25 protein-coding genes are annotated in these 24,793 nt (G+C 73.0%); 17 read left to right on the forward strand and 8 right to left on the reverse strand.

Features of this window, described 5'->3' with window-relative positions; translation table 11 throughout:
- The first annotated feature begins 18 nt into the window (after positions 1-18).
- From DSM104299_RS26960 to DSM104299_RS26990, 7 genes are all read left to right on the forward strand, one after another.
- The gene (locus DSM104299_RS26960) at positions 19-351 is read left to right on the forward strand and encodes a YciI family protein (protein ID WP_272474767.1); all 333 of its coding nucleotides are present in this window, start codon (positions 19-21) and stop codon (positions 349-351) included.
- Complete coding sequence (locus DSM104299_RS26965) at positions 348-1,604, forward strand: RNA polymerase sigma factor (protein WP_272474768.1); 1,257 nt, start codon at positions 348-350, stop codon at positions 1,602-1,604. Before DSM104299_RS26960 ends, DSM104299_RS26965 begins: the two co-directional genes overlap by 4 nt.
- Before the next feature lie 99 nt (positions 1,605-1,703).
- The gene (locus DSM104299_RS26970) at positions 1,704-3,536 is read left to right on the forward strand and encodes a nitrite/sulfite reductase (protein WP_272474769.1); all 1,833 of its coding nucleotides are present in this window, start codon (positions 1,704-1,706) and stop codon (positions 3,534-3,536) included.
- Positions 3,524-4,144: a phosphoadenylyl-sulfate reductase gene (locus DSM104299_RS26975; RefSeq protein ID WP_272474770.1), complete on the forward strand. Its 621-nt coding sequence runs from the start codon at positions 3,524-3,526 to the stop codon at positions 4,142-4,144. The genes DSM104299_RS26970 and DSM104299_RS26975 overlap by 13 nt, the downstream gene beginning before the upstream one ends.
- A gap of 16 nt (positions 4,145-4,160) precedes the next feature.
- Entirely contained in the window at positions 4,161-5,078 is a 918-nt protein-coding gene (gene cysD / locus DSM104299_RS26980; RefSeq protein WP_272474771.1) for a sulfate adenylyltransferase subunit CysD, read from the forward strand.
- A 21-nt stretch (positions 5,079-5,099) separates the two neighbouring features.
- Complete coding sequence (locus DSM104299_RS26985) at positions 5,100-6,329, forward strand: sulfate adenylyltransferase subunit 1 (protein ID WP_272474772.1); 1,230 nt, start codon at positions 5,100-5,102, stop codon at positions 6,327-6,329.
- 20 nt (positions 6,330-6,349) lie between these two features.
- On the forward strand, positions 6,350-6,967 hold the full coding sequence (locus DSM104299_RS26990; RefSeq protein ID WP_272478114.1) for an HAD family hydrolase: 618 nt from the start codon (positions 6,350-6,352) through the stop codon (positions 6,965-6,967).
- 213 nt (positions 6,968-7,180) lie between these two features.
- Here the strand turns inward: DSM104299_RS26990 and DSM104299_RS26995 are convergent, their stop codons facing one another.
- Both DSM104299_RS26995 and DSM104299_RS27000 read right to left on the reverse strand, forming a co-directional pair.
- Entirely contained in the window at positions 7,181-8,536 is a 1,356-nt protein-coding gene (locus DSM104299_RS26995; protein ID WP_272474773.1) for a hypothetical protein, read from the reverse strand.
- Positions 8,533-9,081: an RNA polymerase sigma factor gene (locus DSM104299_RS27000; RefSeq protein ID WP_272474774.1), complete on the reverse strand. Its 549-nt coding sequence runs from the start codon at positions 9,079-9,081 to the stop codon at positions 8,533-8,535. The genes DSM104299_RS26995 and DSM104299_RS27000 overlap by 4 nt, the downstream gene beginning before the upstream one ends.
- A 238-nt stretch (positions 9,082-9,319) precedes the next feature.
- On the opposite strand from DSM104299_RS27000, the gene DSM104299_RS27005 reads away from it, so the two are divergent.
- The 5 genes from DSM104299_RS27005 (at position 9,320) to DSM104299_RS27025 (ending at position 14,143) form a co-directional block, all read left to right on the forward strand.
- Positions 9,320-11,122, forward strand: coding sequence for an acetyl-CoA carboxylase biotin carboxylase subunit (locus tag DSM104299_RS27005; RefSeq protein WP_272474775.1), 1,803 nt, complete (start codon positions 9,320-9,322; stop codon positions 11,120-11,122).
- A 6-nt stretch (positions 11,123-11,128) separates the two neighbouring features.
- The gene (locus DSM104299_RS27010; RefSeq protein WP_272474776.1) at positions 11,129-11,899 is read left to right on the forward strand and encodes an MBL fold metallo-hydrolase; all 771 of its coding nucleotides are present in this window, start codon (positions 11,129-11,131) and stop codon (positions 11,897-11,899) included.
- A 33-nt stretch (positions 11,900-11,932) separates the two neighbouring features.
- Positions 11,933-12,379, forward strand: a complete 447-nt coding sequence (locus DSM104299_RS27015; RefSeq protein WP_272474777.1) for a DUF4442 domain-containing protein — start codon at positions 11,933-11,935, stop codon at positions 12,377-12,379.
- Positions 12,379-12,855, forward strand: coding sequence for a GNAT family N-acetyltransferase (locus DSM104299_RS27020; RefSeq protein WP_272474778.1), 477 nt, complete (start codon positions 12,379-12,381; stop codon positions 12,853-12,855). The genes DSM104299_RS27015 and DSM104299_RS27020 overlap by 1 nt, the downstream gene beginning before the upstream one ends.
- An 88-nt stretch (positions 12,856-12,943) precedes the next feature.
- The gene (locus tag DSM104299_RS27025; protein ID WP_272474779.1) at positions 12,944-14,143 is read left to right on the forward strand and encodes a Fic family protein; all 1,200 of its coding nucleotides are present in this window, start codon (positions 12,944-12,946) and stop codon (positions 14,141-14,143) included.
- Here the strand turns inward: DSM104299_RS27025 and DSM104299_RS27030 are convergent.
- The 3 genes from DSM104299_RS27030 to DSM104299_RS27040 are packed head-to-tail and all read right to left on the reverse strand — an operon-like array spanning position 14,103 to position 15,943.
- Positions 14,103-14,486 carry a VOC family protein gene (locus DSM104299_RS27030; protein ID WP_272474780.1) on the reverse strand — a complete coding sequence of 128 codons (384 nt, stop codon included), beginning with the start codon at positions 14,484-14,486 and terminating at the stop codon, positions 14,103-14,105. The genes DSM104299_RS27025 and DSM104299_RS27030 overlap by 41 nt on opposite strands.
- Entirely contained in the window at positions 14,483-15,262 is a 780-nt protein-coding gene (locus DSM104299_RS27035) for an MBL fold metallo-hydrolase (RefSeq protein ID WP_272474781.1), read from the reverse strand. Before DSM104299_RS27035 ends, DSM104299_RS27030 begins: the two co-directional genes overlap by 4 nt.
- Positions 15,263-15,265: 3 nt before the next feature.
- On the reverse strand, positions 15,266-15,943 hold the full coding sequence (locus DSM104299_RS27040) for an HAD-IA family hydrolase (RefSeq protein ID WP_272474782.1): 678 nt from the start codon (positions 15,941-15,943) through the stop codon (positions 15,266-15,268).
- Between the two features lie 98 nt (positions 15,944-16,041).
- Between DSM104299_RS27040 and sucC the strand changes: the two genes are divergently transcribed.
- The 4 genes from sucC to DSM104299_RS27060 all read left to right on the forward strand — a co-directional run bounded on the left by sucC (position 16,042) and on the right by DSM104299_RS27060 (position 19,855).
- The gene (gene sucC, locus DSM104299_RS27045; RefSeq protein WP_272474783.1) at positions 16,042-17,193 is read left to right on the forward strand and encodes an ADP-forming succinate--CoA ligase subunit beta; all 1,152 of its coding nucleotides are present in this window, start codon (positions 16,042-16,044) and stop codon (positions 17,191-17,193) included.
- The gene (gene sucD, locus DSM104299_RS27050) at positions 17,193-18,065 is read left to right on the forward strand and encodes a succinate--CoA ligase subunit alpha (protein WP_272474784.1); all 873 of its coding nucleotides are present in this window, start codon (positions 17,193-17,195) and stop codon (positions 18,063-18,065) included. Before sucC ends, sucD begins: the two co-directional genes overlap by 1 nt.
- Before the next feature lie 342 nt (positions 18,066-18,407).
- The gene (locus DSM104299_RS27055) at positions 18,408-19,151 is read left to right on the forward strand and encodes a hypothetical protein (protein ID WP_272474785.1); all 744 of its coding nucleotides are present in this window, start codon (positions 18,408-18,410) and stop codon (positions 19,149-19,151) included.
- Between the two features lie 14 nt (positions 19,152-19,165).
- Positions 19,166-19,855: a hypothetical protein gene (locus tag DSM104299_RS27060; RefSeq protein ID WP_272474786.1), complete on the forward strand. Its 690-nt coding sequence runs from the start codon at positions 19,166-19,168 to the stop codon at positions 19,853-19,855.
- Positions 19,856-19,865: 10 nt separating this feature from the next.
- Here DSM104299_RS27060 and DSM104299_RS27065 read toward each other — a convergent pair whose 3' ends face one another.
- Positions 19,866-21,479: a diguanylate cyclase domain-containing protein gene (locus DSM104299_RS27065; protein WP_272474787.1), complete on the reverse strand. Its 1,614-nt coding sequence runs from the start codon at positions 21,477-21,479 to the stop codon at positions 19,866-19,868.
- A gap of 57 nt (positions 21,480-21,536) precedes the next feature.
- On the opposite strand from DSM104299_RS27065, the gene DSM104299_RS27070 reads away from it, so the two are divergent.
- Positions 21,537-22,655 (forward strand): aminotransferase-like domain-containing protein, encoded by a 1,119-nt coding sequence (locus DSM104299_RS27070; RefSeq protein ID WP_272474788.1) that lies wholly within the window; start codon positions 21,537-21,539, stop codon positions 22,653-22,655.
- On the opposite strand, the gene DSM104299_RS27075 is transcribed toward DSM104299_RS27070, so the two are convergent.
- Both DSM104299_RS27075 and DSM104299_RS27080 read right to left on the reverse strand, forming a co-directional pair.
- Positions 22,652-23,410, reverse strand: a complete 759-nt coding sequence (locus DSM104299_RS27075; RefSeq protein ID WP_272474789.1) for an SGNH/GDSL hydrolase family protein — start codon at positions 23,408-23,410, stop codon at positions 22,652-22,654. The genes DSM104299_RS27070 and DSM104299_RS27075 overlap by 4 nt on opposite strands.
- Positions 23,407-24,747, reverse strand: coding sequence for an MFS transporter (locus DSM104299_RS27080; RefSeq protein WP_272474790.1), 1,341 nt, complete (start codon positions 24,745-24,747; stop codon positions 23,407-23,409). Before DSM104299_RS27080 ends, DSM104299_RS27075 begins: the two co-directional genes overlap by 4 nt.
- Positions 24,748-24,793 lie beyond the last annotated feature (46 nt).

The following is a 24,793-nucleotide window of genomic DNA, read 5'->3' on the forward strand; positions in this document are numbered from 1 at the left end:
GCACAGGTCCGACCGGCCATGAAGTTCCTCTTCCTCCTCTACGTGCCGCCGGCGATCCGCGACGACATGGACGCCCGGGCTGGGCTCGAGGCGTGGTTCGCCTATGGCCGGTCGCTGACCGACGCGGGCGTGCACCTGGGCAACAACGCCCTGGAGGGCACGGAGACCGCGACCACCGTCCGCGTGCGCGACGGCGAGACGCTGATCACCGACGGCCCGTTCGCCGAGACCAAGGAGATGCTCGGCGGCTACTACCTCGTGGACCTCCCCAGCCGCGAGGAAGCGATCGCCTGGGCGGCGCGTGTCCCCAACGCACCGTATGGATCGATCGAGGTGCGCCCGGTCCTGTGACCGACGAGGCCATCAGCCGGGCCTTCCGCGAGGAGGGCCCGGCGATCCTCGCCACGCTGATCCGGCAGGTCGGCGACTTCACCTTGGCCGAGGACGCGCTGCAGGACGCGTTCGCTGCCGCGGTCGCGACGTGGCCGCGTGACGGCGTCCCCGACCGCCCCGGCGCGTGGATCACGACGACCGCGCGGCGCCGCGCGATCGACCGGCTGCGGCGTGAGCGCGGGCTGGCCGACCGGATCGAACGGCTCGCCGCCCTGGCCGCGCGCGACACCGACCAAGGCAAGGACATCGAGTTGGTCGACGAGGACCGCGACGACCCCGGAGCGCAGTTCGCCGACGACCGGCTGCGCCTGATCTTCACCTGCTGCCATCCGGCGCTCGCGCTGGAGGCCCGCGTCGCGCTGACCGTCAAGCTCCTCGGCGGCCTGACGACCGCCGAGGTCGCGCGCGCGTTCCTGGTCTCCGAGCCCACGATGTACCAGCGGCTCACGCGCGCCAAGCGCAAGATCGCCGCCGCCCGGATCCCGTACCGCGTCCCGCCGCCCGACCTGCTGCCCGAGCGCCTCGGCGGCGTGCTGGCCGTCATCTACCTGGTGTTCAACGAGGGCTATGCCGCCGCGTCGGGCGACCGCCTGGTCCGCGGCGAGCTGTGCGGCGAGGCGATCCGGCTCGGCCGCCTGCTCGTCAACCTGATGCCCGGCGACCCCGAGGTCCTCGGGCTCCTGGCGCTGATGCTCCTGCAGGACGCCCGTCGCGACGCGCGCGTCGACGCCCGCGGGGACTACGTCGCGCTCGACCGCCAGGACCGCGAGCGCTGGGACCGCGGCCGGATCGCCGAGGGCAGCCACGCGCTGGACCTGGCGATGGCGCTGCGCAGGCCGGGGACCTACCAGCTGCAGGCCGCCATCGCCGCCCTGCACGCCACCGCGCCCAGCGCCGACGCCACCGACTGGGTCGAGATCGCCACGCTCTACGCCGAGCTGGACCGCCACGCGCCCTCGCCCGTGATCCGGATCAACCGCGCGGCCGCGCTGGCCTTCGCCGGCGCGCCCGAGGCCGGCCTGGAGCTGGTCCGCCCGCTGCTGGACGACACGCGCCTGGCCGGCTACGCGCCCCTGCACGCCGCGCACGCCGAGCTGCTGCGCCGGACCGGCGCCGCCGACGGCGCCGCGGCCGCCTACGACCGCGCGATCGCGGCCACCGGCAACGCGGTCGAGCGCGCCGAGCTCCAGCGCCGCCGCGCAGCCCTGTAGCTCCGGCGCTTTCCGCACCAAAAACGTGCGGAAAACCGCTTGCCCACGCGGCAAACACAAAAGGTGGATTCGCGATCGGGATTTGCTAGCTTGCCGTGCATGGAGCCCACCACCGTTGGCCGCAAGGGGACCCTCGCGAACCCCGAGGTCTACGAGAACGTCCCCGGTCACATCATCCCGGCCATCTCCCGGGAGTTCGACGACTTCGACAACGAGGCCGAGAAGTTCCTCGCCGGCGACACGCCCGAGAACGAGTTCATCGGCTTCCGCCTCAAGCAGGGCGTCTACGGCCAGCGCCAGCCCGACGTGCAGATGATCCGGGTCAAGCTGCCGTTCGGCGGCATCACGCCCGACCAGATCGACGCGTTCGCCAGCGTCATCGAGAAGTACGCGCCGCTGAACAAGGGCCACATCACGACGCGGCAGAACATCCAGATCCACCACGTGCCGCTGCGCGACGCCGCGAAGCTGATCCGCGAGCTGTCCGACGCGAACCTCTCCAGCCGCGAGGGCTGCGGGAACACGGTACGCAACGTGACCGGCGACCCGTGGGCCGGGATCCTGGAGGGCGAGGTCTTCGACCCGACGCCCTACGTCGGCGCCTACGTCCGCTACTTCGTGCGCCACCCCACGACCCAGCTGATGCCGCGCAAGGTCAAGACGGCCTTCGAGGGCACGCCGGGCGAGGACCGCTCGATCACGGGCATCCACGACATCGCCTTCATCTCGAAGGTCAACGACGAGGGCGTCCGCGGCTTCGAGGTCCGGGTCGGCGGCGGCACGTCGATCATGCCGCGCATCGCGCCGACGCTGTACGACTTCGTCGAGGCCGACAACGGCGACTACCTCAAGGTGGCCGAGGCCGTCTTCCGCATCTTCGACGCCCAGGACTGGCTGCGCGTCAACCGCGCCCGCGCCCGCCTGAAGGTCTTCGTCGACAAGTTCGGCATCGACGAGCTGCGCAAGCAGGTCGACGAGCAGCTCGAGGGCGACTGGGTCGACGAGCGCGACTTCTCCGTCGCCGCGCGCCGCTTCGACATCGACGAGGAGGAGGGCGCCCCCGCGGCGGGTGGGCGGGACGCAGTCTTCGGCGAGCCGACCGACGCCGACCGCGAGGCCTTCGACCGCTTCCGCGAGTCCAACGTCGTGGCCCAGAAGCAGGCCGGCTTCAACGCGGTCGAGATCAAGGTCTACCGCGGCGACCTCACCCCGGACCAGCTGCGCGCGCTCGGCCAGATCATGCGCGACTTCTCCGGCGGCTGGGCGCGCACGACCGTCGGCCAGAACCTCGTCCTGCGCTGGGTGCGCGACGAGCAGGTCTACGACGTGTGGCAGGCGCTCAACGCGATCGAGCTCGGCGAGGCCGGCGCGCAGGAGATCACCGACAACGTCTCGTGCCCCGGCACGGACTCCTGCAAGCTGGGCATCACGAGCTCGATGGGCCTCAACGCGGCGATCAACCAGAAGCTGCTCGAGATGGACATCACCGATCCGCAGTCGCGCCGGATCCACATCAAGAACTCCGGCTGCCCCAACGGCTGCTCGCAGCACCACATCGCCGACATGGGGTTCTACGGCGCGTCGATCAAGGTCGGCGAGCACACGATCCCGGCGTACGTCGCCCACATCGGGGGCCAGTACGAGGGCGGCGAGGTCGGCTACGGCGCGCGCCTGAAGGTGCGCCTGCCCGCCAAGCGCGTCCCGGCGGCCGTCGAGCGCTGGATCCGCATGTACGAGAACGAGCGCACCGACGCGACCGAGACGTTCAAGGCCTACGCCGACCGCGTCGGCACGGTGCGCTTCGAGGAGGAGGTCAAGGGCGACCTCGCCATGCCGGTCGAGTTCGGGCTGCAGACCATGTCCACGTTCATCGACTGGGATCGCGACCAGCCGTTCGTCGTCCAGCGGGGCGAAGGCGAATGCGCGGTCTGAGCGACCAGCTCACCGAGACGCTCGAGGCGGCTTCCCAGCACGAGAAGCTCGTCTTCCTCTGCTCCTTCCAGAAGGAGGAGTCGGTCATCCTCGACGAGCTGCTGCGCATCGCGGGTGGGTGGGACCGAATTCGGGTCGTCACGATCGACACCGGCGTCCTCTTCCCCGAGACGCTGGCGACCTGGAAGCGCTTCGAAGACCACTACGGCGTGCGCGTCGAGGTCGAGGACGCCGCGAACGCGGCCGACCCGTGGACCGGGCCCGAGCACTGCTGCACGCCGCTGAAGGTCGCGGCGCTGGAGCGGTCGCTGGCGGGCACCGACGCGTGGGTCACCGGCGTGCGCCGCGAGCAGGCCGAGACGCGCGCCGGTGCCGAGCTGATCGAGGACGACGCCAAGCGCCCCGGGGTCAAGAAGTACAACCCGCTCGCGTTCTGGACCGAGAAGGACGTGTGGGCGCGAATCTTCGACCGCGGCCTGCCCTACCACCCGCTCCACGACCAGGGCTACGCGTCGATCGGCTGCGCCCCATGCACCCAGCCGGGCGACGGCCGCGCCGGTCGCTGGGCGGGGACCGACAAGACCGAGTGCGGCATCCACGTCGTCTGAGGATCTGAGCCCCCGCATGAGCCCGAGCCCCCACACCCTCACCCACCTGCAGGCGCTGGAGGCCGAGGCCATCCACGTGATGCGCGAGGTCGCCGCCGAGCGCGAGAAGCCCGTGCTGCTGTTCAGCGGCGGCAAGGACTCGATCGTGCTGGCGCGCCTGGCCGAGAAGGCGTTCCGGCCCGGGAAGTTCCCCTTCCCGCTCATGCACATCGACACGGGGCACAACTTCGACGAGGTCATCGCGTTCCGCGACAACCTGGTCGAGCGCCTCGGCGAGCGCCTGATCGTCGCCTCCGTGCAGGAGTCGATCGACCAGGGCCGCGTGGTCGAGGAGACGGGGCCGCGGGCGTCGCGCAACCGATTGCAGACGACGACGTTGTTGGATGCCTTGGCCGAGCACGGCTTCGACGCGGCGTTCGGCGGCGCGCGCCGCGACGAGGAGCGCGCGCGGGCCAAGGAGCGCATCCTGAGCTTCCGCGACGACTTCGGCGGCTGGGACCCGAAGGCGCAGCGGCCCGAGCTGTGGAACATCTACAACACGCGCGTGCGGCGCGGCGAGAACGTCCGCGCGTTCCCGCTGAGCAACTGGACCGAGCTGGACGTGTGGCAGTACATCCAGGACGAGGAGATCGAGGTCCCCTCGATCTACCTGGCGCACGAGCGGTCGGTGTTCCGGCGCGACGGCATGCTGTACGCCGACTCCGAGCACATCGAGCGCGACGCGCGCGACGGCGACCCGTTCGTGACCTCGGTGCGCTACCGCACGGTGGGCGACATCTCCTGCACCGGCGCCGTGGCGTCGGAGGCCGCGACGCTGGCGTCGGTCGTCGCCGAGATCGCGGCGACCAACGTGACCGAGCGCGGCGAGACCCGCGCCGACGACCGGGTGTCGGAGTCGGCGATGGAAGACCGCAAGGTCGCCGGCTACTTCTAGGCCTTAAGGCCGACTTCTTCTATGACTACTCTCCTCCGCCTCGCCACCGCGGGCTCCGTCGACGACGGCAAGTCGACGCTCATCGGGCGCCTGCTGCACGACTCCAAGGCGATCCTCGCCGACCAGTACGCCGACCTCAACGGGCGCGACGGCGAGCTCGACCTGTCGCGGTTGACCGACGGCCTGCGCGCCGAGCGCGAGCAGGGCATCACGATCGACGTCGCCTACCGCTACTTCGCGACGCCGGCCCGCGACTTCATCCTGGCCGACACGCCCGGCCACGTGCAGTACACGCGCAACATGGTCACGGGCGCGTCGACCGCCGACGTGGCGATCGTCCTGGTCGACGCGCGCCACGGCGTGGTCGAGCAGACCAAGCGCCATGCGTTCATCGCGTCGCTGCTCGGGATCCCGCACCTGGTGGTCGCGGTCAACAAGATGGATCTGGTCGAGTACAGCGAGGAGCGCTTCGACGAGATCGTGCGCGACTTCTGCGCGTTCCGCAGGCAGCTGTCCTCGCGCGACATCGCGTTCATCCCGATCAGCGCGCTGGTCGGCGACAACGTGGTCGACCGCTCGGAGAACACCTCGTGGTACGCGGGCAAGCCGTTGTTGGAGCACTTGGAAGGGATCGACCCGGCCGACGACCGCAACCTGGAGGACCTGCGCTTCCCGGTCCAGCTGGTGATCCGCTCGGAGGGCAACGACTACCGCGGCTACGCGGGGCAGGTCGCGTCGGGCGTGGTCCGGCCGGGCGACCGCGTGACGGTGCTGCCGTCGGGCGTGTCGTCGGAGGTCGCCGCCGTCGAGACGCTGGACGGTCCGCTGAAGGAGGCGTTCCCGCCGCAGTCGGTGACGGTGCGGCTCGTTGATGACGTCGACGTGTCGCGCGGCGACGTCCTGGTCGCCGCCAACGGGGGGGCGGGCGGGGACCGGGTCGTGCGCGAGTTCGACGCCGACGTGTGCTGGTTCTCGGACCGACCGCTGCGCCCGGGCGCGCGGTACCTGTTGAAGCACTTGACGCACACGGCCGAGGCGGTCGTGGACGCGATCCACGACGTCGTCGACGTCCACACGCTCGAGCGCGGCCCGGCCCCGAGCGAGTTGGGGCTCAACGACATCGGCCGCATCCGGCTGCGCACGCGCCGGCCGCTGCTGGCCGACCCGTACGCGCGCAACCGCGTCACCGGCGCGTTCATCCTGATCGACGAGTCCGACAACGACACCGTCGCCGGCGGGATGATCGCCTGAGCGACGCGGCCGGCCGCCTCCTGGCGCTCGATCTCGACGGGACCGTCGCGGACTGGGACGCCGCGTTCGACGCGTGGGCGTCGATCACGCTGGGCGAGGAGCACGACCGCGCGTGGCTGGCAGCGGCCAACGACGGCGGGATCACGCCGCGGCCCGCGTTCCTGGGCGCGGTACGCGAGCGCTTCGCGCTCGACGCGCCGGTCGAGACGTTGTTGGAGGACTACCTCCGGCTGACGTGGGCGCACATGCCGCGGCTGGCGCCCGCCGTCGTGGCGCGCCTGGAGGCGCTGCGCGCCGGCGGCTGGAAGCTCGCGGTCGTGACCAACGGCGAGGCGACCGCGCAGGCCTCGACGGTCGAGAAGATCGGGCTGACACCGCTCCTCGACGCCTGCGTCGTCTCGGGCGCCGTCGGCCTCCGCAAGCCCGACCCGCGCATCGTCGAGCTGGCCGCCGCGGAGTGCGGCGTGAGCCTGGACGGCGCCTGGCTGATCGGCGACGGCGAGGCCGACATCGGCGCGGCCGCCGCGGCCGGCATCACCTCGGTCTGGCTCTCAGCGGGCCGCGAATGGGCGAGCGCCGCGGTGACGCCCGACCACACCGCGCCATCGCTGCTCGACGCGCTCGCGCTGGTCGCCTAGCGGCGCGCAGCGCCGTCAGCGCCTCGTCGTAGAGCGCGGGCAGGCTGGCGAGCAGGCGCTCTGCGGCCGCGGGCACCGGTGGGCCGTGCACCGCGAAGCCGCCGTGCGTGAGGCTGCCGACCGCGTAGGCGGCCACGAGCCGGTCGCCGAGCGCCTCGCCCGCACGCGCCACCGCCGTCCGCAGGACGGCCCAACCGCGTTCGTCGTCGCCCATCACCCCGGGACGGTAAACGCGTAGGACCCGACGAGGCGACCCGCGAACGGGCCCGAGCCGGACGAGTAGCCCACGCGCAGCGTGTGGGCGCCGGGGCAGTACGTCTCGCCGTCACGGCTCCCGAGCCCGCGCCGGACGGTGAACGTCACCGCCTCGCCGCGCGCGACGTTCCGCGTCGTCGCCTGGCCGCCGGCGGGCGACGGCCGATCGCAGCGCGAGCCCGCGAGGCCGGTCAGGGTCAAGGTGTAGTGATGGTCGGCGCGCATGATCGCCACCGGCGCGCGGAAGCGGACGGTGAACCGGGCCGACGCGACCGTCCCGCGGCGCGTCACGGTCAGCGGGGCGCGGACGTCGGCCTTGTTGGTGGTGGTGGTCGAGGGCCGCGTCACGCCCGGCAGCGGCCCACCGGTCCGGCCGTGGCCGGCCACGCGCAGCGTCGTGCCGCCGGCGAACGTCGCGTCGACGCCGTCCCGGATCCGGGGCACGCCGATCGTCATCGCCGGCCGCGGCCCCGTGGCAAGCACGTCGCGCATCGCTCGGCGCAGCGCGGTGGGCCCCGTCACCCCCGCCTTGTGCAGCCGGCGCAGCTCGGCCGCCATCCGCGCCTGGTTGCCCCGCTCCCGGCGATCACGAGCCTCGTACGGCGCCGGGTCGCTGCGCAGCACGAAGAGGTAGGCGCCGCCGCCGGCGCCGTCGATCGCCGTCGTCGGCCCGCGGCGCCCGTCCGCGTCCACGTAGGTCGCGCTCCGCGCCGACGGGCCGAGCAACCCATAGCGGATGGTCCGCACCGCGGTCACCGGGCACGCCGACGCGCCGCACTGGTGGGGGTCGCCCATCCCGCCCGTGACCTGCACCGTCCGCAGTCCGCGCAGGACCGGGTAGCCGTTGCGCGCGACGAAGCCGCACAGGCTGTTCTGGCCCGGCACCGCGGCGATCGGGCGCAGGACCTCGCCCTGCATCCGCCCGAAGCGCCCGCGCACGACCTGGCCGACCTGCACGCACGAGCCGCCGCGCGTGGAGCCGAAGATGCGCAGCGCCCACGGCGGTCCGCCGAGCGGGTCGGGCACGCGCAGCGCCAGGATGCGCGCCTGGCCCTGCGCGACGCCCGCGCCCGCGTCCGGCGAGGGCTTGGGCAGGTACTTGGTGTCGTCGGCCGGCGGCCCGACCTTCCAGACGTGCGTCGCGGCGACCGCTCCGCCCCCGGCGACCAGCAGCGCCGCGGCGGCCGCGAGCAGGCCGCCGCGCCGCGGCACGTGCCGCCAGGGCCGCGACCGCGGGCGCACCGGCGCCGTCGCGTGCGCGACGACCGCCCCGCGCAACTGCACCTCCAACCGATCGAACGCGTCGCCGCTCACGCCTCGCCCTCCTCCTCGATCCGCGCCCGCAGCGCCGCGAGCCCCCGCGACACCCGCTGGCGCACGACCTGCTCCGAGCACGCCAGCTCCGCGGCGATCTCGCCGTACCCGCGCTCCTCGACCACGCGGCCGACGACCGCGCGGCGCGTCGGCTCCGGCAGCTCGGCCAGCCACGCGTCCAACCGCTCGGCGCCCGCGTCGGCCCGGACCTCGACCGCCAGCAGGTCCGCGTCCTCCAGCTCCAGCGGCTCGAGCCGCAGCCGCAGCCGCGCCGCGTCCTCGACGCGCCCGCGCCGAACCGACTCGCGCCACTTGTTGCGGGCGATCCCGTACAGCCACGCCACCGGATCGCCCTCGCCGCGCCATGACGCCGCGCCGACGACCGCCGCCGCGAACGTCTCCGCCGTCAGGTCGAACGCGAGCTCCGGCTCGGCCACGCGCCGGCGCAGGTAGGCCACGACCTCGTCGAGGTGGCGCCGGTAGAAGACCGCGAACGCCTCGTCGTCGCCCGCGGCCGCCCGGCGCAGGAGCGCGGAGTCGTCCATCACCCGTCATGTTGCGCGAGCGCCGGCGGTTGTGACGACGAGGAGTGGACGGCGGGAGCGCTCTGACCCGCTCCCGCCGCCCGTGGCCTAGGTGGTGTCCCTCAGGCCATCTCGCGCCTCGCGGCGCAAGTCGTGACCCGGAAAGCGTTCGCGCCGAGCCTTCCCGGTCGTCCACTCCAACACACGCGATGCGTCGGCGGATCGCCACGACCCGCGATCAAATAGCCTTGCGCGCCGCATGTTCTCCAAGGTCCTGGTTGCCAACCGGGGCGAGATCGCCATCCGCGTCATGCGCACGCTGGAAGAGATGGGGATCGCGTCCGTCGCCGTCTACTCGGAGCTCGATCGTGATGCGCTGCACGTCCAGCGCGCCGACGAGGCCTATCTGCTGGGCGGCCCGACGGCCGCCGAGAGCTACCTTAAGATCGAGAAGATCATCGAGGTCTGCAAGGAGTCCGGCGCCGAAGCCGTCCATCCGGGCTATGGCTTCCTCGCCGAGAACGCGGCGTTCGCGCGCGCCTGCGACGAGGCGGGCATCGTCTTCATCGGCCCGCCCGCGTCGGCGATCGACGCGATGGGCTCCAAGACGAAGGCCCGCGAGCTGATGCAGGCCGCCGGCGTCCCGATCGTCCCGGGCACGACCGAGCCGGTCGACACGCTCGAGGACGCGCTGCGGATCGCCAAGGACGAGATCGGCTTCCCGGTCGCGGTCAAGGCGGCGAGCGGCGGCGGCGGCAAGGGCTTCCGCGTCGCGCTGACCGAGGACAAGCTCAAGGACGCCTTCGAGGGCGCGTCGCGCGAGGGCGAGAAGTTCTTCTCCGACGGCACCGTCTACCTCGAGCGCTACCTGCCGGACCCGCGCCACGTCGAGGTCCAGGTCCTCGCCGACCGCCACGGCAACGTCATCCACCTCGGCGAGCGTGACTGCTCGGTCCAGCGCCGCCACCAGAAGCTGATCGAGGAGTCGCCGGCGCCGGCCGTCGACGCCGAGATGCGCGCCCGGATCGGCAAGATCGGCACCGACGCGGCGAAGGCCGTCGACTACGTCGGCGCCGGCACGATCGAGGGCATGCTCCAGGACGGGGAGTACTTCTTCCTGGAGATGAACACGCGCGTCCAGGTCGAGCACTGCGTCACGGAGATGACGACGGGCATCGACATCGTGCGCGAGGGCATCCTCGCCGCGGCGGGCGAGCCGTTGAGCGTCACCCAGGACGACGTCGAGCTGCGCGGCCACGCGATCGAGTGCCGCATCAACGCCGAGGACGCGTCGCGGAACTTCGCGCCCGCGCCGGGCAAGATCGGCGGCTACAAGGAGCCGAGCGGGCCGGGCGTGCGCGTCGACTCGGGCGTCGGCCCGGGCGGCGAGGTCACGCCGATGTACGACCCGATGGTCGCCAAGCTCATCGTCTGGGACACGGACCGCGAGAAGGCCACCCAGCGCATGCTGCGCGCGCTGGGCGAGTACGAGATCGAGGAGCTCAAGACGCTCATCCCGTTCCACCGGGCGCTGCTCGCGACGCGCCAGTGGAACGACGCCGAGACGTGCCGCGACCTCGTCGAGGACAAGGCGTGGTTGAAGGAGCTGGCGTTCCCGGCGCCGACGCGGGTGGGTGGGTCCGATTCCGACGAGGAAGAGACCGTCGAGCAGGGCTACGTCGTCGAGGTCGGCGGCCGGCGGTTCGACGTGAAGGTGATCGGGCCGCCGCCGGTCGGCGGCGTCGTGGTCGGCGCGGGCGCGGCGAGCGCCGCGAACGGCGCGGGCCCGAAGAAGCGCGGCGAGCGCAAGTCGAGCGGCGGCGGCGGCGCCGACGAGCTCGTCTCCCCGCTGCAGGGCAACATGTGGAAGGTGCTCGTCAAGCAGGGCGACACGGTCGAGGAAGGCCAGCTGCTCTGCATCATCGAGGCGATGAAGATGGAGAACGAGATCACCGCCCACAAGGCCGGCACGATCGAGACGCTCTCGATCACGGAGGGCGAGCCGATCCAGGCGGGCGCACCGATCGCGGTCATCAAGTCGCCCGCGCCGGCGGCCGAGTAGGACCCCATGTTGGCCGCCGCGACCATCCTCGGGAGCGGCGGCTTCGTGCCCACCGGCACGCGCGAGACGTCGTCGGTGCTCCTGCTGCCGGCCGCCGACGACGACGCGGCGGTCGTGATCGACGCGGGCACGGGCCTGCGGCGGCTGATCACCGACCGCGACGCGCTGCTCGGCGGGCGCTCCCGGCTGGAGGTGCTGCTGACGCACTTCCACATCGACCACATCTGCGGGCTGGCCTACCTCACCGAGCTGACCGGGATCGCGATCACCGTCCGCGGTCCGGGCGCCGAGTTGTATGACATGCCGACGGCGACCGCGCTGCAGCGCCTGTTCGCGCCGCCGATCATGCCGGTCGACCTCGAGCAGCTCGGCGTCGCCGTCGGCGAGCTGCCGGTCGGCGCGCTCGACGAGGACGACGGCCTGGCGGGCGCGCTCGGCATCTCCACCCGCCGCCAGGACCGCCACACCAACCCCACGCTCGGGATCCGCGTCGGCGACGCGCTGACCTGGTGCACCGACACCGAGGACGACCCGCTGACCGTCGCCTTCGCCCGCGGCTCCCGCGTGCTCGCCCACGACGCCTGGGGCCCACCGGTGGCGCCCGGCCACGCCGAGCCGGCGGCCGCGGCGCAGGTCGCCGTCGACGCGGGCTGCGAGCAGCTGGTCCTGATCCACGTGCCGCCGATGGCCGACGAGACCGCGCTGCACGGCCGCGCGGCAGCCGTCCACGGGGCCGTGACGGTCGCGACCGACGGCCTGGACCTGCTGGCTCTGTAGGTCGCCCCCGCCGGTGTATTAGGCTCGGGGGTCATGGACCTCGAGCCCCTCCGCGCCGGCATGGAGCAGGCCGTCCCGTTCAACGGGCATCTCGGCCTGGAGATCGTCGAGGTCGCGGTCGGACGTGGGGTCGCGCGGCTGCCCGACAACGAGGCGCTGCGCAACCACACCGGCTCGCAGCACGCCAGCGCGCTGTTCGCCGTGGGCCAGGCGGCGTCGGGCGCTTCGCTGGCCGCGGTCTTCGTCGAGCAGCTCCCGCGGCTGGAGCTGGCGCCCGAGGCCGCCGAGATCACCTACAAGAAGATCCCGCGCGGGCCGCTGACCGCGACCGCCGTCCTGGGCGCGAGCCCGGGCGAGCTCCTCGACGAGCTAGGCCGCGAAGGCCAGGTCACGTTCGGGATCGACGTCGCGATCGTCGACGGCGCCGGCGACGTCGTCGCCGACATGACCGTCCGTTGGAACGTCCGCAAGGAGTCGTAGTGGGAGCGAGAGCTTGGAAGGCCGGCCCGAACGAGGCCGAGATCGTCGCGCGGTTGCTCATCGGGTTCCGCGATCACCTCGGCTACGCCTGGCCGTCGGACAACGCGTTCCTGGCGGGCGTCGAGCGGCTGATGGACGACCGCGACACCGACTACATCCTGGCCGCGGCCGACGACGACTCCCCGCCCTCGGGCGTCGCCCAGCTCCGCTACCGCATGGGCATCTGGCGCGCCGGCGGCGACTGCCTGGTCGAGGACGTCTTCGTGACCGAGGCCGCCCGCGGCAACGGCGTGGCCCGCGCCCTCCTCGACTTCGCGACCCTCCGCGCCCGCGAGCGCGGCTGCCGCCGCATGGAGCTCGACGTCAACGAGGCCAACACACCCGCGATCGCGCTCTACGAGTCCTTCGGCTTCACCCTCGGCTCACCCCGCGACCTCTACATGCGCCGCCACCTCGACGCGGGCCCGGACGCGTAGCCCGGCGACGGCAGCTATCGCTCTCTTCGCTTCGCCGTTAATAAGCGATAGACGGATAACGCTTTCTTAGATACGTTCTAAGGAAGCGATGTCGCCTTCTCTCTCATCCAGCGACCGCGCAGGCGTCTTCGTCGCCGCCGGCAGGCCCCCGGACGACTACGCCACCTTCCGGCCGCGTCCGCTGCCGCCCGATCCCCCGGTCGCGCTCGACCTCGCCGCCAACCGGCTCCTCGAACGCGCCAACCAGGCGCTCGGCCGGCTGGACGGCATCACGATGCTGCTGCCGGACCCCACGACGTTGTTGTACACCTACATCCGCAAGGAGGCGGTGCTCTCCTCGCAGATCGAGGGCACGCAGTCGTCGCTCTCCGACCTCCTGCTCTTCGAGGCCGACGTCGCGCCGGGCGTCCCGATCGAAGACGTCGAGGAGACGGCCAACTACATCGTCGCGCTCAACTACGCCGTCGAGGCGGTGACGAGCGGCCGGCTCCCGATCTCGTCGCGGCTGCTTCGCGAGGCACACCGCCGGCTGCTCACCGGCGGGCGCGGCGGCGACAAGGCCCCCGGCCGGTTCCGCCGCACGCAGGTGTGGCTCGGCGGCGCCACTCCGACCGAAGCCCGCTTCGTCCCGCTGCCGCCGCAGGAGGTGGCGGGCGCGATCGCCGACCTGGAGCGCTTCGTCCACGACGACGGCGACGGGCTGCCCGTGCTCGTCAAGGCCGCACTCGCCCACGCGCAGTTCGAGACGATCCATCCGTTCCTCGACGGCAACGGCCGCGTGGGGCGCCTGCTCATCACGCTGATGCTGTGCGAGGAGGGCGTGCTCGATCGTCCCCTCCTCTACCTCAGCCTCTACTTCAAGCAGCACCGCGACGTGTACTACGACCGCCTACAGCGGATCCGGACCCACGGCGAGTGGGAGCAGTGGGTCGCGTTCTTCCTCCGTGGCGTGCTCGACGTCGCGACCTCGGCGATCCAGACGACCCGCGACATCGTGGAGCTGATCGAGCGGGACCGCGCGACGATCGCCGGCCTCGGGGGACGCGGCGCCGCGACCAACGCGCGGGTCATGGAGCTCGCGATCCAGCGGGTCGTGCTCACGCCGCGCGGTGTGCAGGAGGCGCTGACGCTGACCGGACCACCGGTCTACGCGGCGCTGCAGCGTCTCGAGGAGGCGGGCATCCTGCGCGAGGCCACGGGGCGGCAGCGCAACCGGGTGTACGTGTACGACAAGTACCTGGCCCTGCTCAACGCGGGGACGGAGCGGAGCCAGGCGGCGACGCCATGAGCTCCACGAGGTGGCCACCCGGCGTGTGGACGTACGCGCGGGCGGCGCCCCAGTGGGACGTGCGCGGCTCGGGCGTGAACCCCGCGGCGGTCAAGGCGGCGAAGGTCGCGTCGAACGGCGCAGGCGCCACGACCGCCACGTGCCCCGACCGCTCCGCGGCCTCCGACACGTACAACAAGTGGATCTGGGTGCCGTCGCCGGCCTGGACCCACGTCGCGCGCTCGGCCAGCGTGGCCGGCGGCGTGACGACGACGAAGCCCAGCAACGCCCAGAAGCGCACCTCGGCCTCCACGTCGCTGCGCAGCGTGGGCAGCGCGACGTGCTGGAGGCCGGTCGGCGTCATAGGCGCGTCAGGTTCTCGGCGTGGATCTGCTTCTGGATCCGGTCGCGACGCGCCAGCGGCAGCGCCGCGGCGTCCGGCTTGGCCGCGTCCAGCGACTCCAGGTACTTGACGTCCTCGCGCAGGATCGCCAGCGCGCGCTGGCCGTCCAGGGGCGCGCCGTGGCCCGGGACGACCCAGTCGGCCTGCTCGACGTACGGCGCCAGCCGCAGGAGCGTCGCCACGTAGGCGTTCAACGATCCGCCCTCCGAGATCATCGGGATCTCGACGGGCGACACGTAGTCGCCGCAGATCAGCACCCGCGCGAACGGCGCCCACACCGCCATCCCGTCGGCGGTGTGCCCGTCAGCGGGGATCAGCTCCAGCTCGGCGTCCTCGCCGAGGTCGACCTTCCCCGGCACCGGCAGCGCCTGCACGGACCCGAGCGACAGCGGCCGCTCCCGGGCGACGTAGTCGTCCTCGTCGGCCTCGCGCAGCCGCCGCTGCGCCACCCCCGGCTCTGCGCGCAGCCGCGCCGCGGTCGTCTCGGCCACACCCAGCGGCGCCTCCGGGAACGCCAGCCGCGCCAGCAGGTGATCCCAGTCGCCGTGGGTCGCCAGCAGCCCCGACAGCCCCCAGCCCGCCTGCCCGAGCACGCCCGGCAGCGCGTCCAGCTCGTCCGGGAACACGACCGAGTCGACGATGAACGTCTCGTCGCCCCGGTGCAGCAGCGTGCACGTCGTCTGCCACTTGACGCTGCGCGCGACGATCACGCCCGGATCCAGGGCGATGACCTGCAAGGCCTACAACCCGAGGAGCTTCGCGGCCTCCAGGAGGTTCTTCACCTCGGCCGTCGGCTTCTTGCCCCCGGCCGGCACTTCCTCCTTGCGCCGGTTGACCCAGATCGTGGGCACCTTCAGCTTGGTCGCCGGCTCGATGTCGGTGTACAGCCCGCTGCCGACGTGGACCCAGCCCTTCTTGCCGCCGATCCGCCGCGCGAACTCGTTGAAGTGCGCGGGATCGGGCTTGTAGGACCGGACCTGCTGGGCGGTGACGACCAGGTCGACGTCGGCCGGGATGTGGCGCCGCGTCAGCCCCAGGAGCTTGTCGTCGATGTTCGAGATCAGGCCCGTCTGGTACTTGGTCAGGAACTTCTTGAGCTGCGGGTTGGCCTCCTTGAAGGCGCCCCAGCGCACGACGGAATCGGGCAGGAACCCGGACCGCGACGGCTCCAACGGCCACCCGATCTCCTTGGCGATCTTGACCGCCGCCTGACGCAGGACCTCGGCGTAGAGCTCGTAGGAGCCGCTCTGGATCTCCTTCGTCGCGTCGAGGAAGAGATCGACGACCTGCTGTCGATCGATCGTGAAGCCGTCCTTCTTCGCCTCCCGCTCGAACGCATCAGCGACGCCTGACTCCCAATCGATGAGAGTGCCGTAAACGTCGAAGGTGACCCACTGGATGTTCTTCGGGAGTGCCATGCGGCCCGGCATTGTGCCATCTATGGGCCTTGCCGGGACGTCAGGTCGTTCGGGCAGGAAGCATCAGCGCAACCCGTTCAATAACGTCGCGGGCTCCTATGGACCTGCTCGAATACCAGGGCAAGCAGCTTTTTGCCCGACATGGAATCCCCGTCCCTGACGGACGCCCGGCGCGAACGGTCGATGAGGCCGTCTCCGCCGCGAAGGAGGTCGGCTTCCCATGCGCCATCAAGGCGCAGGTGAAGATCGGCGGCCGCGGCAAGGCCGGCGGCATCAAGATCGCCCAGAACGAGGACGAGGCGCGCGAGTACTCCGACGCGATCCTCGGCATGGACATCAAGGGCTTCACCGTCCACGAGGTGTGGATCGAGGGCGCCTCGCAGATCGAGAGCGAGTACTACGCCTCGATCGTCTTCGACCGCGGCGCCAAGGCGCCGCTGATCATGCTCTCCACGCAGGGCGGCATGGACATCGAGGAGGTCGCCGACAACAACCCGGACGCGATCGCGACGCTGCACGTCGACCCGCTGCTCGGCTTCCAGGACTTCCACGGCCGCCGCCTCGCGTTCGCCGCGGGCGTGGACGCCGACCTCGTCCGCCCCGTCGGCGCGTTCCTCCACCAGCTGTACGGGACGTTCGTCGCCGAGGAGGCGATGCTCGTCGAGGTCAACCCGCTGATCGTGACGCCGGAGCGCACGGTCGCCGCGCTGGACGCGAAGGTCACGCTCGACGACAACGCGCTGTTCCGCCACCCCGACAACGCCGAGCTCCGCGACCCGTCCGACGAGGACCCGCAGGAGCAGATGGCCAAGGAGCGCGGGCTGACGTTCGTCAAGCTCGACGGCGACATCGGCATCCTCGGCAACGGCGCCGGCCTGGTCATGTCGACCCTGGACGTCGTCGCCCAGTACGGCGGCGCGCCCGCCAACTTCCTGGACGCCGGCGGCGGGTCCAAGGCGGAGGCGATCACCAGCGCGGTCGAGGTCATCTTGTCCAACGACAAGGTCAACGCCGTCCTGTTCAACATCTTCGGCGGCATCACGCGCTGCGACGAGGTCGCCAACGGCCTCATCGAGGCGTTCAAGCAGCTGAACCCGAGCGTCCCGTTCGTCGTCCGCCTGGACGGCACGAACGACGTCGAGGGCCGCAAGATCCTCGCCGAGGCGCAGCTTCCGAACGTGCACACCGCGGCCACGATGGACGAGGCCGCCGAGAAGGTCGTGGCTCTGGCCAAGGGAGAGGACGCCTGATGGCCGTTCTGATCGACAAGGACACCAAGCTGGTCGTGTCCGGCATCACCGGCCGCGAGGGCACGTTCCACGCGACCAACAACAAGAACTACGGCACGAACGTCGTCGCCGGCGTGACCCCGGGCAAGGCCGGGCAGAACGTCGAGGGCATCCCGGTGTTCAACACGTTCAAGGACTCGGTCGACGAGACCGGCGCCAACGTCGCGATGGTCTTCGTGCCGCCGCGCTTCGCCGCCGACTCGATCCTCGAGGCCGCCGACGCCGGCATCCCGCTGGTCATCTGCATCACCGAGGGCATCCCGGCCCACGACGAGCTGCGCGTCTACACGCACCTGCAGCGCACGGGCACGCGCCTGGTCGGTCCGAACTGCCCGGGCATCCTGTCCCCCGGCAAGGCGAACGTCGGCATCATCCCGGCGTCGTTCTTCAAGGAGGGCAACGTCGGCGTGGTCTCGCGCTCCGGCACGCTGACCTACCAGATCGGCAACACGCTGGCCCAGGCCGGGTTCGGCAACTCGTCGATCGTCGGCATCGGCGGCGACCCGGTCCCGGGCACGTCGTTCATCGACGTGATCGAGCTGTTCGAGGCCGACGACCAGACCGAGCTGATCGTGCTGTCGGGCGAGATCGGCGGCGACGCCGAGGAGCGCGCGGCCGAGTACATCGCCGACCACGTCAAGAAGCCGGTCGTCGCCTACATCGCCGGGTTCACGGCGCCTCCGGGCAAGACCATGGGCCACGCCGGCGCGATCGTCTCCGGCTCCAAGGGCACGGCCGCGGCGAAGGCCGAGGCGCTCGAGGCCAAGGGCGTCCGGGTGGGCCGGACCCCGACGCAGGTGGCCGAGATCGCCGTCGACATCCTCGGCGGCTAGCACTGCGCGGCCGCACCGGCATCGACGGTGCGGCCGTCGACATCCTCGGCGGCTAGCACTGCGCGGCCGCACCGGCATCGACGGTGCGGCCGTCGACATCCTCGGCGGCTAGCACTGCGCGGCCGCACCGGCATCGACGGTGCGGCCGTCGACATCCTCGGCGGCTAGCACTGCGCGGCCGCACCGGCATCGACGGTGCGGCCGTCGACATCCTCGGCGGCTAGCACTGCGCGGCCGCACCGGCATCGACGGTGCGGCCGTCGACATCCTCGGCGGCTGGCCCTCGGGCGATCACGTTCGTCGTTTGGCGTCGCTCTCCGGTCCCGGGTACGCTCGCGGGCAGTGGAGAGCGACGTCAACGCAACCCTGAGCGAGCTCGAGCGCAAGCTCAAGGAGCTCGAGCGCGAGCTGGAGACGGTCGGCCGCAGCGGCGAGCTGGACGCCGACCCCGCGCAGGGAGGCTGGACGCCGCCCGCCGACACCGACGCGCCCGCCGGACCGCCGCCCGGCGCGACGCCGTTCACCGCGTCCTGGCACGGGACCGCGGGCGCGACGCCGCCGCCCCCGCCCGCCTCGCCGTTCAACGGCGCGCCGCCGATCCCGGTGACGCCGCCGCCCGCCGCGTGGCCGCCCCCGCCGCCTCCGGGCGCCGCGGCCTGGCCGGCGCCCGCGCCGCCCGTCCCGCCCGGCCTCCACGCCCAGCTCGACGAGCTCCTGGCCTTCCGCGACCGCCTCGTCCAGACCACCGACGACCTCGTCTCCGAGCTCTCGCGGGTCCTGACCGAGCTCGGCATCGACGCGCCCCCGCCACACGACCCGGCCGACACGGTCCTGTCCGGCGCGGTCGTCGTCGAGGCCGCGCCGTTCGCCGACCTCACCACGCTCGCCGCGTTCGAGCAGGCGCTGATGCGCGTGCCGGGCGTCGCCGGCGTCCACGTCCGCGCGCTGGACAGCGGCCGGGCGACCATCGACGTCGCGCTCGCCGGGCCGGTCGCGCTCGGGGCCGGGCTGCGCGCGCACGCGCCGGTCGCGTTCGCCGTCACCCACGCCGGCGACGGCCGCCTCGCGCTCACCCTGACCGCCTGAGCCGCAGGGGCGCCGTGGACCGCGACGAGCCGCCCATCCCCTCCGCCGACGACCTCGCCGCGTCGCTGGCCGGCCGCGTCGGCCAGGTGCTGGCGGCCGCCGAGGAGTCCGCCGCCGCGATCCGCGCGCGCGCCGACGCCGACGCCCAGGAGCGCGCGCTGGAGGTCCGCTGCGCCGCCGAGCAGGACGCCGAGCGCCTGCTGCGCCGCGCCGAGCGCGAGGCTGCCGACTACCTCGAGGACGCCCGCCGCCGCGTCGACGCGTTCGCCGCCGGCCGCGCCCGCCGCATCAGCGCCGTCGCCGACCGCCTGCTCGCCCACGCCGAGGCGCTCGCGGACCGCGCCCAGCGCGCCGGGCGCCTGCACCGCGGGATCGAGGACGTCGTCGACGCCCTCGCCGCCGCGGCGGAGGCCATCGCCGCCGAGGCCGCCCGCGACGCGATCGCGCTCCCGCCCGCCGGCGACGAGCCCGGCGCGCACGTCACGCGCCTCGCGACCCGCCCTCACGCGGTCCCGGACCCCGAGCCGGAGCCGGAGGCGCCCGCGGTCGCGTCCGTGCCCGATCCCGACCCGCCGAGCGACGACGACGACGCGCGCACCCACGTCCGCGAGATCGCCAACACGCTCCCGCGCCGGCCCGGAACGCCGAAGCGCCCGCCGCCGGTCGTCGTCCCGCCGCCCGAGCCGCCGGACGTCGTGGCGTGACCTGGGGCTCCTAGGCCACGCGGATCCCGCCGCGCCCGTCGTCCTTGGCCGCGTACAGCGCGGCGTCGGCCCTGGCGATCACGGCCTCCGCGCTCTCGCCCGCTGCCCAGCGGACCAGCCCCGCCGAGCAGCCGACGCCCTCCTCGGCGCCCGGCGTCACGGTCTGCAGCCGCGCCACGATGCCCTGCGCGCACACCAGGTCGCAGTCGGGCAGCAGGAGCGCGAACTCGTCGCCACCCAACCGCGACAACAAGTCCGAGCCGCGCAGGACGCCGCGCCAGGCGACGGTCGCGTCGCGCAGGAGCTGGTCGCCGGCCTGATGGCCGTAGGTGTCGTTGTAGGGCTTGAAGCGGTCGAGGTCGATCGCCGCCACGCACAGCGGGCGGTCGTAGCGCGCCGCCCGCGCCAGCTCGATCGCGAGCCGCTCGTCCCACAGGCGCCGGTTGGCCAGGCCCGTGAGCGGGTCGGTCCGCGCGAGGTCGCGCAGGCGCTCCAGCAGCCGGCGCCGCTCCAGCGCCGCGCCCAGCTCGGCCGCGAGCAGCTCGACCACCAGCAGCCGCTCCTCGCCGAGCGCCCCGCCGTCCGCCGCGGGCCACGTCACGCGCAGGACGCCGAGCGCCGCGTCCTCGCGCAGCACCGGTCGCTCGACGACGACGTCGTCGCCGGCGCGCCGCGCCGCCGCGTCGCCCTCCAGCAGCTCGACCTCGCGGGCGCGCAGGACGTCGCGCGCGCCGCCCAGCAGGACGTCGACCGGCTCCTCGGCGACCGACGCCGCGCGGGCCAGCGCCGCCAGCGCCAGGACGTCGGCCTGGACCCGCGCCAGCGTCTCGCGCGCCTCGCGCGCCGGGGTCACGTCGACCAGCGTCCCGAGCCACCCCGCCGGCCCACCCCACGGGTCGCGCAGCAGCACGCCCGTGACGTGCGCCCAGCGCACGATCCCCGACGGCGCGACGAAGCGCGCCTCCAGCGCGAACTCGCCGTCGGCGCCCGCGACCAGCGCGCCCCGCCACGCCGTCGTGAACGCCGCGAGGTCGCCCGGGTGCATCGTCGCGCGCCACCCGTCGCCGACGAGCTCGCCGGTGTCGCGGCCCGTCAGCTCGGCGACCCAGTCGTTGGCGAACACGCAGCGCCCGCCCTCGTCGATCTCCACGATCCCGACCGGCGCCAGGTGCGTCAGCGTCCGCCAGCGGTCCTCCTTGGCGCGCAGCAGGTCCTCGTTGCGCTCCTGCGCGCGGCGCCGCTCGATCGCGAACCGGATCGCCCGGATGAACCGCGCCGGCGGGCGCTCCTGGCCCTTGACGAGGTAGTCCTGCGCGCCGGCGCGGATCGCGTCGACGGCCAGCTGGTCGTCCTCGTGCCCGCTGAGCACGATCACCGGCACGCCGGACGCCACGTCCAACACCATGGTCAACGCCTCCAGGCCGTGCGCGTCGGGCAGCCCGAGGTCCAGCAGGACGCAGTCGGCGTCGCGCGCGGTCAGGTCGGCGACGGCCGCGCCGACCGTGTCGAAGTGGCGCGTCTCGACGCCGCCGGGGACGGCGTCGGCCAGGATCAGCTCGATCAGCCGGGCGTACGGGACCGAGTCCTCCACCAGGACGACAGACGCAGAAGGCGCGGGGCTCACCTCCCCAGGATCCCGGCCGTCCCGGACGATCTTGCGGTCGCTAGCATCCGGACAACGATGCCTGACGTGATCTCCTTCGCCCGCGGCGCACCCTCGCTGGACATCGTCGACGTGGAGGGCCTGAAGGCCGCGGCGACGCGCGCCTTCGAGCGCGACCCCGCTGGGACGACCGCCTACGGCACCGCGGTCGGCTACGGCCCGCTGCGCGAGTGGATCGCCAACAAGCACGGCGTCGACACGTCGCAGGTCATCGTCACCAACGGCTCGATGCAGGCCGACGCGTTCCTGTTCGAGACGCTCGTCAAGCCGGGCGACGCCGTCGTGGTCGAGAAGCCGACCTACGACCGCACGCTGCTCAACCTCCGCGGCCGCGGCGCCGACGTGCGCATGGTGGAGCTGGAGACCGACGGGATCGCCGTCGACCAGCTCGAGACGCTGCTGCGGGGAGACGGCGCCCAGCCACCCGTGCGCCCGACGCTGGCGCACATCATCCCCAACTTCCAGAACCCGGCCGGGTACACGATCAGCCAGCCCAAGCGCGAGGCGCTGCTGCGCCTGGCCGCCGAGTTCGGCTTCGTGATCTTCGAGGACGACCCCTACGTCGACATCCGCTTCAGCGGCGAGTCGCTGCCGACGATGCTGTCGCAGGACACGACGGGCTCGGTCGTCTACGCGTCGTCGTTCTCCAAGACCGTCTGCCCGGGCATCCGCGTCGGCTACCTCGTCGGCCCGGCCGAGCGGATCTCCGAGATCCAGCGGCTGGCAACCAACACCTACATCTCGCCCAACATGGTGGCCCAGTCGCTGGTCCACCAGTTCTGCGAGAGCGGCGACATCGACAAGTCGATCGCCACGGTGAAGGCCGCGCTCGCGGGGCGCGTCAAGCGCTTGACCGACGCGCTGTCCCGCGAGCTGCCGGAGGCCAGGTTCCAGGCCCCCGAAGGTGGCTACTTCATGTGGGTGGAGCTGCCGGAGGGCACGGAGATCGACCGCGTCTTCGAGGAGGCCAACGCCCGCGGCGTCGCGATCGTCAAGGGCACCGACTTCCTCCTGGAAGGCGGCGAGAACACCCTCCGCCTGGCCTACTCGGGCGTCACCGAGGACCAGATCGACGAGGGCGTCTCCCGCCTCGCCGAGGCGGTCAAGGCCGCCAGCGGCGCCCCCGCCACGGCCTAGGAGCCTGGGCCCTCCTCGACCGCGGGTCTCGCCCCCTGGGCGAACACCCGCAAGGGAACCTGGCCCCCTGGGCCAGCGTTCCCCAGCGTGCGCGCCAGGTCGGTCGCCACGATCCCGTGGCCGCGGGCGTTGAGGTGCAGCCCGTCGCTGCTGAAGCGGTCGCGTTCCTGGGCCGCCGCCCCGTCGCGCAGCCGCGAGTGCATCCCGCCGACCTCGGCGCTCACCTCCCGGATGGCCTCGGTCAACGCCGTCAGGTGCGGGCCGAAGATCGGCGCGAAGCGCTCCGACGCGTACGGGTTGGACGTCCAGTCGTAGAGGTCGAACGTGAGCACGTCGGCGCCCGCCTCGCGCAGCGGGGTCAGCAGCGCGCGCAGCTCGTCGGCGAACGCGTCGGGGTCGAAGCGTCGCCGCAGCGCGTCGTTGCCGCCCGCCGTGACGATCGCCAGGCCGGGGCGCAGCGAGAGCGCGCGCTCCAGCTGGGACTCCCGGATCTCGGCCGCCGTCAGGTCGCGACGGCCGAGGTTGAACAGGACCGCGCCGGGCCGCGCGAACGTGAACGCGGCGCTCAGCCGGTCGGCCCACGACAGGTCGCGGTAGCCGGGGACGGGCTCGCGCAGGCCCTCGGCGACCGAGTCGCCGAGGACGACCACGCGCTCCCACGGCGCCGGCGGATCCATCATCCGCGCCAGCTCGTGGTCGGCGGCGACGTGGGGGTCGGCCCACTCGCGCGCCAGGACGTCGATGTCACGGATCATCGTTCTGCTCCCTTCAGGCCCAGCGCGACGACGATGGCCGCGACGAGCAGGATGGTGCACATCTCATAGACGCCCACGTAGGACGCGGCGGCGCTCGGATCGGTGCCCTGCAGGATGGTCGCGAGGGCCGCGACGCCGAGCGCGCCGCCGACCGCGCGGGCCGCCTGGTTGAGGCCGACGCCCGCCGCGAACTGGGCGGGCTGGACCGCGAGCGCGGCCGCGGCCGACAGCCCCGTCGTGATCGCCCCCATGCCGATCCCGAGCGGGAAGCTGATCGGCAGCCAGAGCGTCAGGAACGCGGGGGTGTCGTCGATCCCGAAGATCAGCCAGACCGCGATCGCCGCGGTGATGGCCAGCCCGCCGACGACCACCGGCCGCGGCCCGTAGCGGGCGACCACCGGACCGGCGCGCAGCGCGACGACCGCGGCGACGATCGCGCCCGGCGAGACCGCCAGCCCGGCCTTCAGCGGCGAGTAGCCCCAGACCTGCGTCAGGAACAGGACGCCGCAGAGCAGCCAGCTGAATAGCACGGCGCCGTACATCAGCGAGGCGAGGTTGGCGAGCGCGAACGTGCGCGAGCGCCACAGCCCGACTTCCACCGCGGGCGCGGAGTGCCGGCGCGACCGGGCGAGGACGATCGCGACGCCGGCCAGACCGCCGGCGATGGCGGCCAGCGTCCGGGCGTCGCCCCAGCCCCACACCGACGCGCGGCTCACGCCCAGCGCCAGGACGCCGATGCCGGCGGCCAGCAGCGCGATCCCGAGGTAGTCCGGCGTCTGCGGCCGGCCGCCGGCGCGGGCGCCGGCCATCGGCAGCACCTGCGTCCCGGCCAGGACCGCGAGGCCCGCCGGGATGGTGATGAAGAACACCGAGCGCCAGCCGAAGACGTCGACGAGCACGCCGCCCAGCGAGGGTCCGGCCGCCGCGGCGAACGCGCCGGCGGCGCTCCATGCGCCGATCGCGGCGGCGCGCCGCTCGGGCGGCGTGTCGGCCAGGACCACGCCCAGCGACGCCGGGATCATCGCCGCCGCGCCGACGCCCTGCAGCCCGCGGGCGGCGAGGAGGAAGCCGAGCGACGGCGCGGCCGCGGCGCTGATCGACATGATGGTGAACAGCGCGGCGCCGAAGGTCAGCAGCGCGCGGCGGCCGACGAGGTCGGCGAAGCGCCCACCGGGCGCGAGCAGCGCCGCGAACGTGATCGCGTAGATCGTGATGACCCACGAGAGGTCGGCGACCGCGACGTCGGGGAAGTCGGTGTGCAGGTCGGCGACGGCGAGGTTGGCGACGGTGGCGTCGAGCATCGCCAGGAACGCCGCGCCCGAGGCGACGGCGAGCACCAGGCCCGACCGGGCATGGGTGCGTCGACCGACGCTGGGGAGAGGG

Source organism: Baekduia alba (assembly GCF_028416635.1).
Taxonomy (GTDB): domain Bacteria; phylum Actinomycetota; class Thermoleophilia; order Solirubrobacterales; family Solirubrobacteraceae; genus Baekduia; species Baekduia alba.

Bases quoted from the DNA above. Each gene is read 5' to 3' on its own strand.
- DSM104299_RS27005 (WP_272474775.1), top strand. From the start codon at position 9,320: ATGTTCTCCAAGGTCCTGGTTGCCAACCGGGGCGAGATCGCCATCCGC.
- DSM104299_RS26985 (WP_272474772.1), top strand. From the start codon at position 5,100: ATGACTACTCTCCTCCGCCTCGCCACCGCGGGCTCCGTCGACGACGGC.
- cysD (WP_272474771.1), top strand. From the start codon at position 4,161: ATGAGCCCGAGCCCCCACACCCTCACCCACCTGCAGGCGCTGGAGGCC.
- DSM104299_RS27030 (WP_272474780.1), bottom strand. From the start codon at position 14,486: ATGACGCCGACCGGCCTCCAGCACGTCGCGCTGCCCACGCTGCGCAGC.
- DSM104299_RS26970 (WP_272474769.1), top strand. From the start codon at position 1,704: ATGGAGCCCACCACCGTTGGCCGCAAGGGGACCCTCGCGAACCCCGAG.
- DSM104299_RS26975 (WP_272474770.1), top strand. From the start codon at position 3,524: ATGCGCGGTCTGAGCGACCAGCTCACCGAGACGCTCGAGGCGGCTTCC.
- DSM104299_RS27025 (WP_272474779.1), top strand. From the start codon at position 12,944: ATGTCGCCTTCTCTCTCATCCAGCGACCGCGCAGGCGTCTTCGTCGCC.
- sucD (WP_272474784.1), top strand. From the start codon at position 17,193: ATGGCCGTTCTGATCGACAAGGACACCAAGCTGGTCGTGTCCGGCATC.
- DSM104299_RS26960 (WP_272474767.1), top strand. From the start codon at position 19: ATGAAGTTCCTCTTCCTCCTCTACGTGCCGCCGGCGATCCGCGACGAC.
- sucC (WP_272474783.1), top strand. From the start codon at position 16,042: ATGGACCTGCTCGAATACCAGGGCAAGCAGCTTTTTGCCCGACATGGA.
- DSM104299_RS27010 (WP_272474776.1), top strand. From the start codon at position 11,129: ATGTTGGCCGCCGCGACCATCCTCGGGAGCGGCGGCTTCGTGCCCACC.
- DSM104299_RS27075 (WP_272474789.1), bottom strand. From the start codon at position 23,410: ATGATCCGTGACATCGACGTCCTGGCGCGCGAGTGGGCCGACCCCCAC.
- DSM104299_RS27015 (WP_272474777.1), top strand. From the start codon at position 11,933: ATGGACCTCGAGCCCCTCCGCGCCGGCATGGAGCAGGCCGTCCCGTTC.
- DSM104299_RS27000 (WP_272474774.1), bottom strand. From the start codon at position 9,081: ATGGACGACTCCGCGCTCCTGCGCCGGGCGGCCGCGGGCGACGACGAG.
- DSM104299_RS27040 (WP_272474782.1), bottom strand. From the start codon at position 15,943: ATGGCACTCCCGAAGAACATCCAGTGGGTCACCTTCGACGTTTACGGC.
- DSM104299_RS27070 (WP_272474788.1), top strand. From the start codon at position 21,537: ATGCCTGACGTGATCTCCTTCGCCCGCGGCGCACCCTCGCTGGACATC.